The 12429-nt window shown below is 73.2% G+C and carries 12 protein-coding genes and 1 pseudogene; 3 read left to right on the top strand and 10 right to left on the bottom strand.

What is annotated here, in order from left to right; all coding sequences use genetic code 11:
• The 3 genes and pseudogenes from EW117_RS27685 to EW117_RS27695 all read right to left on the bottom strand — a co-directional run.
• A pseudogene (locus EW117_RS27685) lies at nucleotides 1–942 on the bottom strand (hypothetical protein); the annotation flags it as partial.
• Between the two features lie 151 nt (nucleotides 943–1093).
• The gene (locus EW117_RS27690) at nucleotides 1094–1957 is read right to left on the bottom strand and encodes a patatin-like phospholipase family protein (RefSeq protein ID WP_129789953.1); all 864 of its coding nucleotides are present in this window, start codon (nucleotides 1955–1957) and stop codon (nucleotides 1094–1096) included.
• Between the two features lie 85 nt (nucleotides 1958–2042).
• Nucleotides 2043–2744 carry a TetR/AcrR family transcriptional regulator gene (locus EW117_RS27695; protein WP_165362898.1) on the bottom strand — a complete coding sequence of 234 codons (702 nt, stop codon included), beginning with the start codon at nucleotides 2742–2744 and terminating at the stop codon, nucleotides 2043–2045.
• Between the two features lie 102 nt (nucleotides 2745–2846).
• Here EW117_RS27695 and EW117_RS27700 point away from each other — a divergent pair, with 102 nt between their 5' ends.
• On the top strand, nucleotides 2847–4082 hold the full coding sequence (locus EW117_RS27700) for an FAD-dependent monooxygenase (protein ID WP_129789955.1): 1236 nt from the start codon (nucleotides 2847–2849) through the stop codon (nucleotides 4080–4082).
• A gap of 12 nt (nucleotides 4083–4094) precedes the next feature.
• Here the strand turns inward: EW117_RS27700 and EW117_RS27705 are convergent, their stop codons facing one another.
• From EW117_RS27705 to EW117_RS27715, 3 genes are read right to left on the bottom strand one after another with little or no spacing between them, the layout of a single operon-like run.
• Nucleotides 4095–4724: a cation efflux transmembrane domain-containing protein gene (locus tag EW117_RS27705; RefSeq protein ID WP_129789956.1), complete on the bottom strand. Its 630-nt coding sequence runs from the start codon at nucleotides 4722–4724 to the stop codon at nucleotides 4095–4097.
• A 20-nt stretch (nucleotides 4725–4744) separates the two neighbouring features.
• Complete coding sequence (locus tag EW117_RS27710; RefSeq protein WP_129789957.1) at nucleotides 4745–5578, bottom strand: ABC transporter permease; 834 nt, start codon at nucleotides 5576–5578, stop codon at nucleotides 4745–4747.
• Nucleotides 5575–6681, bottom strand: a complete 1107-nt coding sequence (locus EW117_RS27715) for an ATP-binding cassette domain-containing protein (protein WP_129789958.1) — start codon at nucleotides 6679–6681, stop codon at nucleotides 5575–5577. The genes EW117_RS27710 and EW117_RS27715 overlap by 4 nt, the downstream gene beginning before the upstream one ends.
• 114 nt (nucleotides 6682–6795) lie before the next feature.
• Here EW117_RS27715 and EW117_RS27720 point away from each other — a divergent pair, with 114 nt between their 5' ends.
• Nucleotides 6796–7785 carry a helix-turn-helix transcriptional regulator gene (locus EW117_RS27720; RefSeq protein ID WP_129789959.1) on the top strand — a complete coding sequence of 330 codons (990 nt, stop codon included), beginning with the start codon at nucleotides 6796–6798 and terminating at the stop codon, nucleotides 7783–7785.
• A gap of 64 nt (nucleotides 7786–7849) precedes the next feature.
• On the opposite strand, the gene EW117_RS27725 is transcribed toward EW117_RS27720, so the two are convergent.
• Both EW117_RS27725 and EW117_RS27730 read right to left on the bottom strand, forming a co-directional pair.
• Complete coding sequence (locus EW117_RS27725) at nucleotides 7850–8653, bottom strand: C40 family peptidase (protein WP_129789960.1); 804 nt, start codon at nucleotides 8651–8653, stop codon at nucleotides 7850–7852.
• A 103-nt stretch (nucleotides 8654–8756) separates the two neighbouring features.
• The gene (locus EW117_RS27730; RefSeq protein WP_129789961.1) at nucleotides 8757–9194 is read right to left on the bottom strand and encodes a hypothetical protein; all 438 of its coding nucleotides are present in this window, start codon (nucleotides 9192–9194) and stop codon (nucleotides 8757–8759) included.
• Nucleotides 9195–9357: 163 nt separating this feature from the next.
• On the opposite strand from EW117_RS27730, the gene EW117_RS27735 reads away from it, so the two are divergent.
• The gene (locus tag EW117_RS27735) at nucleotides 9358–9918 is read left to right on the top strand and encodes a hypothetical protein (RefSeq protein ID WP_129789962.1); all 561 of its coding nucleotides are present in this window, start codon (nucleotides 9358–9360) and stop codon (nucleotides 9916–9918) included.
• Nucleotides 9919–9922: 4 nt separating this feature from the next.
• Here EW117_RS27735 and EW117_RS27740 read toward each other — a convergent pair whose 3' ends face one another.
• Both EW117_RS27740 and EW117_RS27745 read right to left on the bottom strand, forming a co-directional pair.
• Nucleotides 9923–10618 carry a response regulator gene (locus tag EW117_RS27740; protein WP_129789963.1) on the bottom strand — a complete coding sequence of 232 codons (696 nt, stop codon included), beginning with the start codon at nucleotides 10616–10618 and terminating at the stop codon, nucleotides 9923–9925.
• The gene (locus EW117_RS27745) at nucleotides 10615–12333 is read right to left on the bottom strand and encodes a sensor histidine kinase (RefSeq protein ID WP_165362899.1); all 1719 of its coding nucleotides are present in this window, start codon (nucleotides 12331–12333) and stop codon (nucleotides 10615–10617) included. The genes EW117_RS27740 and EW117_RS27745 overlap by 4 nt, the downstream gene beginning before the upstream one ends.
• Nucleotides 12334–12429: the final 96 nt, after the last annotated feature.

A 12429-nucleotide genomic window follows, 5' to 3' on the forward strand; every position in this document is an offset into this window, starting at 1 on the left:
CGCGGACAGCCAGCCCATGTCGTTCTCCGCCCGGTCCACGTACACGGACCGTCGGGCCGCCTCGGCCTTCGCAGTCTGGGCGGCGCCGTGCCGGTTCTTCGCGAACACGAGCATCTTGTGCTGCAGCCACTTCCACGTCCGCCGTGGCGCGTGGGGCAGGTACCGGGCGATCGCCTCGGCGCGCTCGGCCACGGTCAGCTGGGACGCGGACCGCAGCAGGGTGTGCGCCTTGCGCACGTCGATCCGGCCCGCCGTCAGCGCTGCGATCACTGCGGGGTGCTGGGCGCCGGACTCTGCCCGGACCACGACCTCGGCGGCCTCCGGCTCGGTCACCACCAGCTCACCGGTGACCTGTCCGACCAGCGAGCTGTGCGCCAGCGGGTGGGTTTCTCTCCTGGCGCGTTCGGCCACGACGCGAGCCTGGATACCCGCTGCCCACGACTGCAGGCGCCCGCACGCGACCATCAGGTCACCCAGGGCGTCGTCCGACATGCCGTCGAGCCCGCCCGAACCCAGCCCGTCCGAACCGAGGTCGTCGGGCGCAGCCGGGTGCCCGAGGTGGTCGGGGGCGAGGTTTCCAGCCAGGTCCATCGCCTCGGCGACCACCCGCGCCAGCCACGGGCCGGGCGCACCGGTCAGGGCCTGTCGCAGGGTCTCCTCCGGCCACAGGAACACCGGCACAGCGTCCGGCGGCCACTCCGGGCCCGGTCCCGCTGACTCGTCCGTCTGCCAGGACCGCACCGCATCCCGGAACCAGTCGTCGTCGAACGGCTCGTCGATCGGCGCGCCCGCAGGCACGACATCGTCCGCCACCAGACGCACCCGCAGCCCGTCCCGCACGACCACCTGACCGTCGATCTGGCGGTGCCCGGCCTGGCCGTCGGCAGGCAGGTCCTCTGGCATCGCGCGGCTCACGCCGGTACGACTCGACCCAGCGGTCATACTCATCACCTCCTGCGACGAGAACCTATCAATGCATCCCTGCATTGCGGACGTTTGTTCTACCCTACCCCCGACCTCTGACACTCCCCGGATGATCTGCTGTCCGCAGAAGCGGGTCGGGGGACGCCGCGTCCACCACGACCAAGCCAGCTCAGGACCAGAGCACGCCCAAGGTCGCCGCCTGCCGCCGGCCCACGGCGCGACCCGCGATCGCCGACGGCGTGCGTGTCGCGAGCGCGAGCGGGTTGTCGCCGAATGCCTCGATCGATGCGTCGTCGGCGCCGATCAGGAGCACCTTGGCCGGTGCCAGGCCGGCGACCTGTTCGGCGGTCGACGGGCCGAACGGCGACGGGGCGCCATCACGCTGCGGGGTGACGACGAGCACGTGATCGGCGCCGGCGGCGAGGTCCACGTTCGCGACAGAACGCATGCCGCCGTCCATGTAGCGTCGGTCACCGATGGTCGCGGGCGGCCAGAGGCCCGGCACGGCGCAGCTCGCGGTGACGGCGTCCAGGAGCCGGACGCCGGAGTCCCGGCGGAAGACGACCAGCTCACCCGACGCGACGTCGACCGCCGTGATGGCCAGGTCGGTCGATGGCCACTGGGTTCTCGGGAGGTGCGCCTCGTGCATCTTGAGGCGCGTCGCCTCGTCCGTGGTGGGCGCGGCCACGGCCATCGCGCCGATCCGGCGGCGGATCACTACCGGCTCGGGCGGGCTGCCGTCCGCAGTCGGCTGCATCGCGGCGGCCCAGGCGGCGGCCATGGCCGCCGCGTCCAACCCGACCTCGATCGCCTCGGTCTCCTCGGCGAGCTGCGCCGCGTAGAGACTTTCGAGCGGGATGTCGCTGGTGATCTGCACGGCTACGGACGAGCCCGCTGATGTCCCGACGATCCGATCGGCGCCGAGGACGCGGGACGCGAGCTCGGGGTCCTCATCCGCGATGCCCTGCAGCACGCCGAGCTCCCAGGCGACCCCGGCGACTCCGCCCCCGCCCAGTACGAGCGCGTCAGTCATGATCGGCCACGTCAGTCATCACCTGACTGTACGGCTCGGGGGTGGACTTGTCGGGCCCGGCCGCGAAAGTCCACCCGTGCCGGGCTCAGGCCTCCGCGACGGCCGGGCGCTCCCGGGGCCGGAGCACCGCGGTGGTGGGCCGGTCCGGCGCGGCGGCCTCGACGAGCTGGTCGATGGCGTCCTCCAGGGCATCGAGCACCTCCGGGAGCGCCGCGGCGACGGCGGCCGGACCGGCGTCGGCGCGGGTGTACGTCGAGTCGAGCAGGCGCTCCGCCGCGTCCAGGAGCGCCTCCATCCGCTCCGGCTCGGCGAATCCGATAGCGAGCGAGCCCTTCATCACGGTCTCGAAGCCGGCGACGATCTCGTTGATGGCCGCGTCCCGGACCAGGCCGTGCGCCTGCATCGTCGTGATGATCCGGTGCAGCGGGCGGCCGGGAAACTGCTCAGGCTTTGACGACGGGCTGAACGGGCCCACGACATGCGACGCCAGGTCCGGGTTCTCCAGGACCGCCAGGATCTCGCGCCGGACGACGCGTCCCACGCTCAGGTGGGTCGCGCCGGTGCGCAGGTCGTCCGCGAGCACGGCCATGAGCTTGGCCGTCTCGAGCTGCAGGACGGCGTCCCGGAGCCTGGCCTTGGTCGGCCAGTACAGGAAGACGGTTCCCTTGCCGACGCCGGCGCGCGCCGCGACGGCGTCGACCGTCGTGTGCTCGGCCCCGTCCAGCCGGAACTGCGCCCTGGCCGCGGCCAGGATGGCCTCCGTGCGGTCTTGTACCGGACGTGCCATGGTCACCCCTCTTTCGATCCGCCTCATCGTAGTCGCGCGTGTTCTTGACCCGCTGTAAGTCGGCAGTCAATAATCGACCAACGTCCGAGGAGAGGGAGCAACATGAACAAGCCACGCGCGCTGGTCGTCGGGATGGGCATCGGGGGTCTGGCCACCGCCCTGCGCCTGCACGACATCGGCTGGGACTCGGTGCTCGTCGAGCGTGCGGCCGAGCGCAGGGGTGCCGGGTACTTCGTCGGGATGTTCGGCACCGGGCAGGCGGCCGCGACGCGGCTCGGAATGGTGGACGCCATCGGGAACCGGACGGATCCGACGTCGATCACCTACGACGTCGAACGGGACGGCCGCCGCCGTCCCGGCATGGGCTACGGCGACCTGCCCGGCGGCCCGCAGCTCATCCTGCGTGGCGACATCGAGGCGGCCCTGTACGACGCCGTCGCGCCGCTCGCCGAGATGCGCTTCGGCACCACGCCGGTAGCCATCGAGGAGAGCGCGGACGGCGTGGACGTCACGCTGCGCACGACGACGACCACGGGCACCGGCGAGACCGCGACCACGAGCGAACCGAGCGGTGAGACGACCGAACGGTTCGACCTCGTCGTCGGCGCCGACGGGCTGCGGTCCACGGTGCGCCGCCTGGTCTTCGGTCCGGACGCCGACTACCTGCGGCCGTTCCATCACATCATCGGCGCCACGATCCTCGAGGAGCCGGTGCCCGGCTTTAGGGCGCTGGACGGTGTAGTGCTCGCGGAGCCCGGCCGGTCGGCGTGGGTCTTCCCGTTCGCCGACCACGAGCCCGGCCTCCTGTTCAACTACCGCACAGACGACGAGGACGCGCAGTTCCGGCGTCCGCCCATCGAGTCGCTGCGCAAGGCCTTCGGGCCAGAGCCCACCGGGCCTGTGCTCGGCAACCTCCTGGACCAGTTCGAGGCGGCCGACGACTTCCTGTTCGACTCCGTCCACCAGGTGGTGATGCCGAGCTGGCACACCGGCCGCGTCGTGCTGCTCGGCGACTCGGCCTGGTGCCTGACGCTGTACTCGGGCATGGGCGCCTCCAGCGCACTGGCCGGCGCGGACCTGCTCGGCACGGTGCTGCAGCGCAACCACGGAAACCCGGCCCGCGGCCTGCGCGAATGGGACATGCGGCTGCGCCCGTTCATCGCGGGCCACCAGAAGAACGGGCGCCGGGACCTCGTGACGTTCGTCCCGCAGACCCGCCGGGACAAGGTGACGCGGACACTGACCCAGACCCTCCTGGGCAACGCCACCGGCAAGCGGCTGATGCAGCGCGTCTTCGCTCCCCAGTTCCAGGAGAAGTCGATAGACGTGGCCGCCTGACCGGTGGAGCGCTCAGCCGACGTCCTCGCCCGCCAGCGCCTTGGCTGCCAGGCGTTCCTCCTCGCTGACCTCCCACACCTCGTACGCGGCGTGCAGCGCGAGCAGGATGATCACGCAGCCGAGAATCAGGTCCGGCCACCCGGAGCCGGTCCACACGGTGACCAGGCCCATGGCGATGATCGCGACGTTCACGAGGACGTCGTTCCGGGCCGAGAGGAAGGCCGCCCGGCCGAGCGCCCCGCCGTCGTGGTGGGCCCGGGCCAGCAGCCAGGCGCTCGTCCCGTTGACGGCTATCGCCCCGAGGGAGGCCAGCACCAGAGGGACGACGTCGGGCGGCGTCGGCGCGGCGAACCGTTGCACCGCCTCCCAGGCCGCCACCGCGGCCGGGACCAGGATGATCACGGCCATGGCCTTGCCCATCAGCGCCCGCCGGGCCAGCGGCCAGCCCAGGGCGACGAGGATCAGCACGTTGATGGCCGTGTCCTCGAGGAAGTCGACGCTGTCGGCCAGCAGCGAGACGGAGCCGGCGAGGAGCGCGACCGTGAACTCGACGAAGAAGTAGGCGAAGTTGAGCGCCGCGACGATCGCCACGGCGCGGCGCAGGCGGGCCGCGCGGGGATCCTGGGTGCTCACAGCCCCCATTGTCCCGCGCGGCCCAGCGTTCAGTCCGCCGAGCGGACCATCGCCCGCACGCCCACCACCAGACCCAGCACCGCCGTCGCCACGGCTGCGACCCAGCCCCAGGCCACCGCCGCTGAGGCGAGGTCGCCGGCGAACGCGGCCCGGCCCGAGTCGACGACGTAGCGCAGCGGGTTCACGGACGACACCGCCCGCATCCACGCCGGGCCCGTCTCCAGCGGCAGCAGCATGCCCGACAGCAGCATGACCGGGAACAGGACGGTCTGCTGCACCACCCAGAACATCCACTCCTGCTTGCGCACCGCCAGCGCCAGCGCGTACGACAGCGAGCCGACGCCGATGCCGAGCACCGCGAGCTGCAGCAGGGTGAGCACGACCCCGATCGGGTCCGGGCGCAGCCCGAACGGCAGCATGACCAGCACCACGATCGCCGACTGCGCGACGATCGGCACCATCTCCTTGAGCGCGCGGCCCACGAGCTGGGCCGGCCGGGACAGCGGGGTCACGAGCATCCGCTCGTGCACGCCCGACGAGAGGTCGAGCTGCAGGTTGGAGCCCGTCACCGACGTACCGAAGAGCGTGGTCATCGCCAGCACGGCCGGCACGAACCAGAGCCAGACGTCGCCCCCGAGCGTCCCGCCCGCCGAACCGGCCAGCAGCGGGCCGAACAGGCCCAGGAAGACCAGCGGCTGCACGAGGCCGAAGACGAGCGAGAACGGGTCGCGCACCACGGGCTGCAGCTCCCGGACCAGCACGATCCGGGTGTCGCGCACGAAGCTGCGGCGGGGGAGCGGCCGGCCGGACGACGCCGGTGCGGCAGCGGGGGTGCTGCTGGGGTGCAGGGTCGCGGCGCTCATGCCAGGACCTCCTTCTTGGTCGTGTCGTTGTCTGTCGCGCGTTCGGTGGTCGCGCGTTCGTCGGTCGAGCTCGTCGAGATCCCGCCCTCGGCGGGCTCGCCTCGCGGAGTGTCGACGACGGCGGTCTCGCGCAGGCTGCGGCCCGTGAGACCCAGGAACACGTCGTCGAGGGTCGGCCGTGCGACGTCCACGCGGCTGACGGTCAGCCCGGCGGCGTCCGCCGCGCGGAGCAGCCCCGGCGTGCCGCCCGGCCCGTCCGCGGTACGGATCTCGACGGCGCTCACCGGAGCGCCCGACGACTCGGTCACCGTCTCGACCCGGACCGAACGCGTGCCCGGCGCGCGCTCCGCGACGGCCGCCAGCGCCGTCGCGTGCGCGGGGGCGACCCGGAGCGTCACGAGGTCGCCCGCCAGCTCGGCCTTCAGGGCGTCGGCGGTGTCGTCGGCGATGACCTGCCCGTGGTCCACCACGATGACCCGCTCGGCGAACGTGTCCGCCTCGTCCAGGTAGTGGGTGGTGAGCACTATCGTCATGGGCTCGGCGGCCGCGGTGCGCATCCGCAGGATGTGGTCCCACAGGTTGGCGCGGTTGTGCGGGTCCAGGCCGGTCGACGGCTCGTCGAGGAACAGCAGGGACGGCTCGTGGACCAGGCCGACGGCGACGTCGAGGCGGCGCTTCTGCCCGCCCGACAGGCTCTCGACCTTGCGGCCGGCCTGCTCGGTCAGGTCGAGGGCTTCGAGCAGCTCGCCGGCGCGGGAGCGGGCGGCGCGCCGGTCCAGCCCGTAGATCTCGCCCTGGGTGACGAGCTCGTCGCGCACGAGCTGGGACGCGCCGCCGGCGCCGCCCTGTCCCACGTAGCCGATGGCGGCGCGGACGCGGTCGGGACGGTCGACGACGTCGTACCCGGCGACCTGCGCCGTGCCCGACGTCGGCGGGATGAGCGTGGTCAGCATGCGCAGCGTGGTGGTCTTGCCGGCGCCGTTGGGGCCCAGCACGGCGACCAGCTCGCCGGGCTCGACGTCGAGCGAGATGCCACGCACGGCGTGCACGGTGCTGGTGCGGCTCACCACGAAGTCCTTGGTGAGTGCTTGGGTGCGGATCACGGTGTCTCCTTCTTGCGGTAGTTCTTGCGTCCTGGATCACTGGCTCGGTACGTGACCCAGGATTCCGGCAGTAGCGGTCAGTTCCTGGCCTCTACTGCGTGCGATGCTGGATCCGTGCTCGAAACCTCTGGACGCCTCCTCGCCCTGCTGTCGCTCCTCCAGGCCCGCCGGGACTGGCCGGGTGCGCTCCTGGCCGACCGGCTCGGCGTGAGCCCGCGCACGGTGCGGCGCGACGTCGACCGGCTGCGCGAGCTCGGTTATCCCGTCAACGCCACCAAGGGGCCCGACGGCGGCTACCGCCTGGAGGCGGGCGCGGACCTGCCGCCGCTCCTGTTCGACGACGAGCAGGCCGTCGCCGTCGCGATCGCGCTGCGCACCGGCACCATCCCCGGCGCGGAGGAGGGTGCGCTGCGGGCGCTGGCCACCATCCGCCAGGTCATGCCCGCCCGCCTGCGGGCGCGCCTGGACGCGCTCGAGGTGACCACGGTGCGGCGTCGGGCGCGGAACGACGAGGTGGCCGTGGACCCGGACACGCTGCTGGCGCTCGGATCCGCCTGCCAGGCCCGCGAGGTCGTGCGGTTCGACTACGAGGGCGGCAGCATGGCTGCCGTCGGCGAGGGGGACGCCGCCTTCCGGCCGCCGCGCCGGGTCGAGCCGCACCACCTGGTCACGTCCGAGGGGCGCTGGTACCTCGTCGCGTTCGACCTGGACCGCGACGACTGGCGGCTCTTCCGGGTGGACCGGCTGACGCTCCGGACGGGGACCGGCCCCCGGTTCGTCCGCCGGGAGGTGCCGGGCGGCGACATCGGCGCGTTCGTGAGTGCCCGGATGAGTGGGCCTCCGTCACCGGTGCGCGGCGAGATCGTGCTTCATGCGCGGGCCGCCGACCTCGCGCCGTGGATCGGCACCCGGGGCCTGTGCGAGCCGCTGCCCGACGTCGACGGCGCGCCCCGCTGCCGCGTGGTGCTGGGCTCGTGGTCCTGGGGCGGTCTGGCCGGGTGGCTCGGCGTCTTCGACGTACCGTTCGAGGTGGTGGGCCCGCCGGAGCTCGTCGAGGCTGCCCGCGAGCTGGCCGGGCGGTACGCGGCGGCGGTCTCGGGCTGACCGCAGGGGTGACACGCCCGGGGCGAGGGGCTGGCCTCGCCCCGGGCGTGGGTTCAGGGAGCGGTCAGCCGACGCGGATGAACGTCGGGCTGGACTGCCAGATGCTCGAGTACCGGACGGTCTGGCCGGGAACCGGCGCCTCGATCTGCATGCCGTCGCCCGCGTAGATGGCGATGTGCCCGGGGCTCCAGATCAGGTCGCCCGGCTGGGCGTCGGTCCACGAGACGACGGTCCCGGCGTACCGCTGCTCCGAGGACGTGCGCGGCAGGTCGATGCCGACCTGCGCGTACACGTAGGACGTGAACCCGGAGCAGTCGAAGCCGGCGGGTGTGCTGCCGGCCCACAGGTACGGCACGCCGAGGTACCGCATGGCGATCGACACCACCGCGGATCCCGCGGCGGAGTCGGGGATCGCGGCGGCGGCTGCCTCCGCTGCGGCCTCCGCCTCGGCAGCCTCGGCCTCGGCGGCGAGCTCCGCCTGGTACTCCTCGTTCTCCTCGGCGGAGACGACGGACACGGCGGCCGTCTCGGTGGTCAGCTTCGCGTCCGCCGCGACGGTGACCACCGGGGCGGCCGCGACCGCTGCCCGGGCCTGCGCGGTGAGCGCGTTGAGGTCGGTGCGGTCGAGCTTCGCCGAGACGACGTCTGTGCTCGGTGCGGCCTGTGCCGGTGCGCTGACCAGCGAGATCAGCAGTCCGGAGCCGGCAGCCGCGATGGCGCCGCGGCGGGCGACGTCCGCCATCTGCGCGGTGGCGGACACGGAGACGGGAAGGAGGGGCGACCGGCGGGCGGCCCGGTGCCGGCCACGGACGGGGGCCGGGGTCGGGAACGCCGTGCGGGACGACGCGGGGAGGGTGTTGCGCTCCATAGGGGAATGGACCTTTCTGCTCGGGGAGAACCACGCACGCGGGCCCCTGGGTGGGCACGCGCGAACCACCGGCGCAGCGCGGCGCCGGATGGGTGCGGTTCTTCTAGGTCCGGGAGATCCCGAGCGCGTGCAGGGACGGCGCGGTGGCGGCCGTCCGTGCCGGTGGTGCCCACCGGGTGGCGAGCGCCCAGACCGGTCGCAGGCGCATGGCCCCTAACCGGTCCGGGACCGTCAGGGCGAGCAGCGCGACGAGCGCCATCAGGCACAGCGCCGCGGTGTTGTGGTGGTCCCCGCCGGCGGGGACGTCCCCGTGCTCGGTGTGCTCGGCGGCGGGCACACCGCCATGGGCGTGGGCGTCGCCCTCGCCGGGGGTCAGGTGGTGGTCCGCCACGGCGACGACGGGCGCGGAGTGCGCGTTCGTCGCCGTGCTCGTCGCGTGCACCAGCATCACGCCGACGACCAGCATCATGATCACCAGGACGCGCGCCGGGTCCCGCCGTCGGGCGGCGAGCAACGAGCGGAACGTGATCATCAGGCGCATGACGACCATAAGGATAACCACATCACAAGCCGGTCACGGTGGGGCCGGGCGCCGCCGGGGCCGCTACCTGCTGCCTGACCTGCTGAGAAAGGGTGCGAGCCGCGGGAACCGCGCACTACGTTGAGGCGGTCCGTGAAGAACGACCCCAACAGAGAGCGTGCGCATGACGAACCTGTCCGACTTCAGCGACGACGAGATCGACCAGATCCTGGACGCACCAGGCGCGGTGCTCAAGGGTGCGACCCTCGCCGACGGGGAACCCGGCGGGATCAGGTTCCTGCTGGAGGGCACGGCCGGAGCCAAGGTCTTCCGCGAGGCACAGGTGCACGAGAGCGACTTCGTCCGGTCGGTGGCGGTCGCGCTGCGCGCCCGGATCGGCGAGCAGTGGGCGGCCGAGGAGGCGGCGCGGAAGAACCCCGCCGCGTCGGTCGGGGTGGCGGCCGCGGCCGCCGCCACGCAGGAGGCGGCGAAGGTGGGCGCGCGTCCCGACCCGGAGGGCGCGACGGCCGAGGCGGTCGAGCTGACCCGGGCCGCCGTCGCCCTGCTCGGCGGGCGGGCGGACGAGAAGGACGTCGTCGCCTACGGCGAGTGGCTGCTCCGGATCGCCGAGCAGGTGGCCAGGGCCGCCTCGACCAAGGAGGGCGGCTTCTTCAGCAAGCGCGTCAAGGTCTCCGCGAGCGAGCAGGACTACCTCGACCGGCTCGCGGCCGCCGTCGGGCGCTGACGGCTCAGGCCGGGCGCTGACGCGCGTACTCGAGCTCCGGTCGCCCGCGCGTCCCGTACCGGGGCGCGCGGGTGGCGACCCCGGCGTCCGCGAGGAACTCCAGGTAGCGCCGAGCGGTGATGCGGGCCAGGTGGAGCTCGTCCGCCACCTCGCTCGCCGACAGCGCGCCGGGCTGCCGGGCCAGCAGGTCGGACACGGCGTCCAGCGTGTCCTGGGACAGCCCCTTCGGGAGCCCTGCCGCGTTGGACGTGCGCAGCGCCGCGAACGCCGTGTCCACCTCGCGCTGGCTGAGCGTGGAGACCGGCGAGCGCATCTGCTCGAAGTACTTGCGGTACGCGCTGAGCTTCTCGGCGAACAGCCCGAACACGAACGGCTTGATCAGGTACTGCACGACGCCGATGGCCACCGCCTCGCGCACCGTCTCGAGCTCGCGGGCCGCCGTCACGGCGATCACGTCGACCACGAGCCCGGCCGCGCGCAGCTGCCGGCACAGGACCAGGCCGTGCAGGTCAGGCAGGTTCATGTCGAGCAGGAGCAGGTGCACCTCCTGGCCGTCGGCCTGGGCGGCGCGCAGCGCGCGCACGGTCTCGCTCGCGGTGTGCACCACCCCGGCGAGCTCGAACCCTTCCACGCGGCGCACGTACTCACCGTGCGCCGCGGCGGTGTGGTGGTCGTCCTCCACCACCAGGACCCGGATCACGGTCGGCTCACCCCGGCCTCGGCCGTGCCGCTCACCTGGTCCGGCTGCCCGACGGCGGGCGGGCGCGGCAGCGTGACCGTGAAGACGGCCCCTCCGCCCGCGCTCGCGCCGGTACCGGTGCCCGCGCCGGCCGCCTGGGAGACCTCGACGTCGCCGTCCAGGCTCTCGACCACCTGGCGCACGAGCGCCAGCCCGTAACCACGCCCGCCGGCGGCCGCGTCCTTGGTGCTCCAGCCGTGCTCGAAGATGCGGCCCAGGTCGGCGTCGGCGATGCCGGGCCCGCTGTCGGAGACCTGGAACACCAGCGAACCGTCGTCGCCGTTGGCGAGGTAGACCTCCACCCAGGCCTCCTCCGGTGCGCCGTCCAGGGCGCGCGACGCCGCGGCGTCTATCGCGTTGTCGATCAGGTTGCCCAGGATCGTGACCACGTCGACGGGCTCCAGCCAGTGCGTGCCGGGCGCCAGGTGCGTCTCGAAGTGCATCTCCACCGCGCGCTCGCGGGCCTGCGCGGCCTTGCCCAGGACGAGCGCCGCGATCACCGGCTCCTCGATGGCCTGGACCACGCGGTCCGTGAGCCGCTGCCCCAGGTCCCGCTCGCTCGCGACGAACCGCAAGGCCTCGTCGCTGCGGCCCAGCTCGATGAGCGTGGCGATGGTGTGCAGCCGGTTGCTGAAGTCGTGGGTCTGGGCGCGCAGCGCCTCCGAGATCGTGCGTACCGACGAGAGCTCGCCGGTCACGCGCTGCAGCTCGGTGCGGTCCCGCAGGGACACGACCTCGCCGACGTTCCGGCCCGACGCCGCAGCGGTGTCTCGGCTCACCAGCAGCACCCGGTCGCCGACGCGGACCGGGCCCTCGGGCGCCTCCCCGCCGAGCACGTCGCGGACGGCGGGGGACAGGCGGGGGTCGGCCACCGCGAACGGCACCTCGAGGTCCGGGACGTCGAGGAGGCGCAGCGCCTCGTCGTTGGCGAGGACCACGGTGCCGTCCTCGACCAGCAGCATGCCCTCCTCGACCGAGTGCAGCACCGCCTCGTGCGCCGTGAACAGGTGCGCCAGCTCGTCCGGGCCCTTGCTCTCCGTGATCCGGTCCAGGCGGCGCGCGAGCACGGCCGCGGCGACGGCGCCCGCGCCGAACGCCAGGAGCGTGCCGACGCCGAGGATCACCAGGCGCGGGACGATGCTGTCCCACAGCCGGTCGAGCGTCACCCCGGCCGACACGAGGCCCACCACCTCGCCGTCGTCCGTCACGACCGGCACGACCGCGCGGACCGACGGTCCGAGCGTGCCGTCGTAGACCTCCGTGAGCACGTGGCCACCCAGCGCCGGGGCGATGGTGCCCACGAACGCACGCCCGATCTGCCACTCGTTGCGGTGCGTGTAGCGGGTCCGGTCGGTGTCCATGACGGTCAGGTAATCGATCTCCGTCGTGTCCGTCACCCGCTCCGCGTACGGCTGCAGGAGTCGCGACGCCTCGGCCACCGAGCCGGCGCGGTCGGTGGCGGCGTCCGCGTGCGCCCGGGCGACCGTGTCGATGACCAGTGACTCCGCCGCGACAGTGGCCGCCAGGTCCGTGCTCTCCGTCGCCGCGTGCGCGTGCGCCTGCGCACGGGCGTCGAGCACCAGGAGCCCGAACACGACCAGTGCGCCGACGAACAGCAGTGCCGTGTGCACAGCGAGGAACCACCTCGCGATACTCGCACCTCGTCGCAGCGCCACGGACCCATTGTCGCCCCCGCACGACACCGGCCCGACCGCCTGAGAACACTCGGTGAGAACACTATGTACGCAATGGTGGGGTTCGCCGTGGTCCCC

It is taken from the genome of Promicromonospora panici (assembly GCF_900608595.1).
GTDB lineage: Bacteria > Actinomycetota > Actinomycetes > Actinomycetales > Cellulomonadaceae > Promicromonospora > Promicromonospora panici.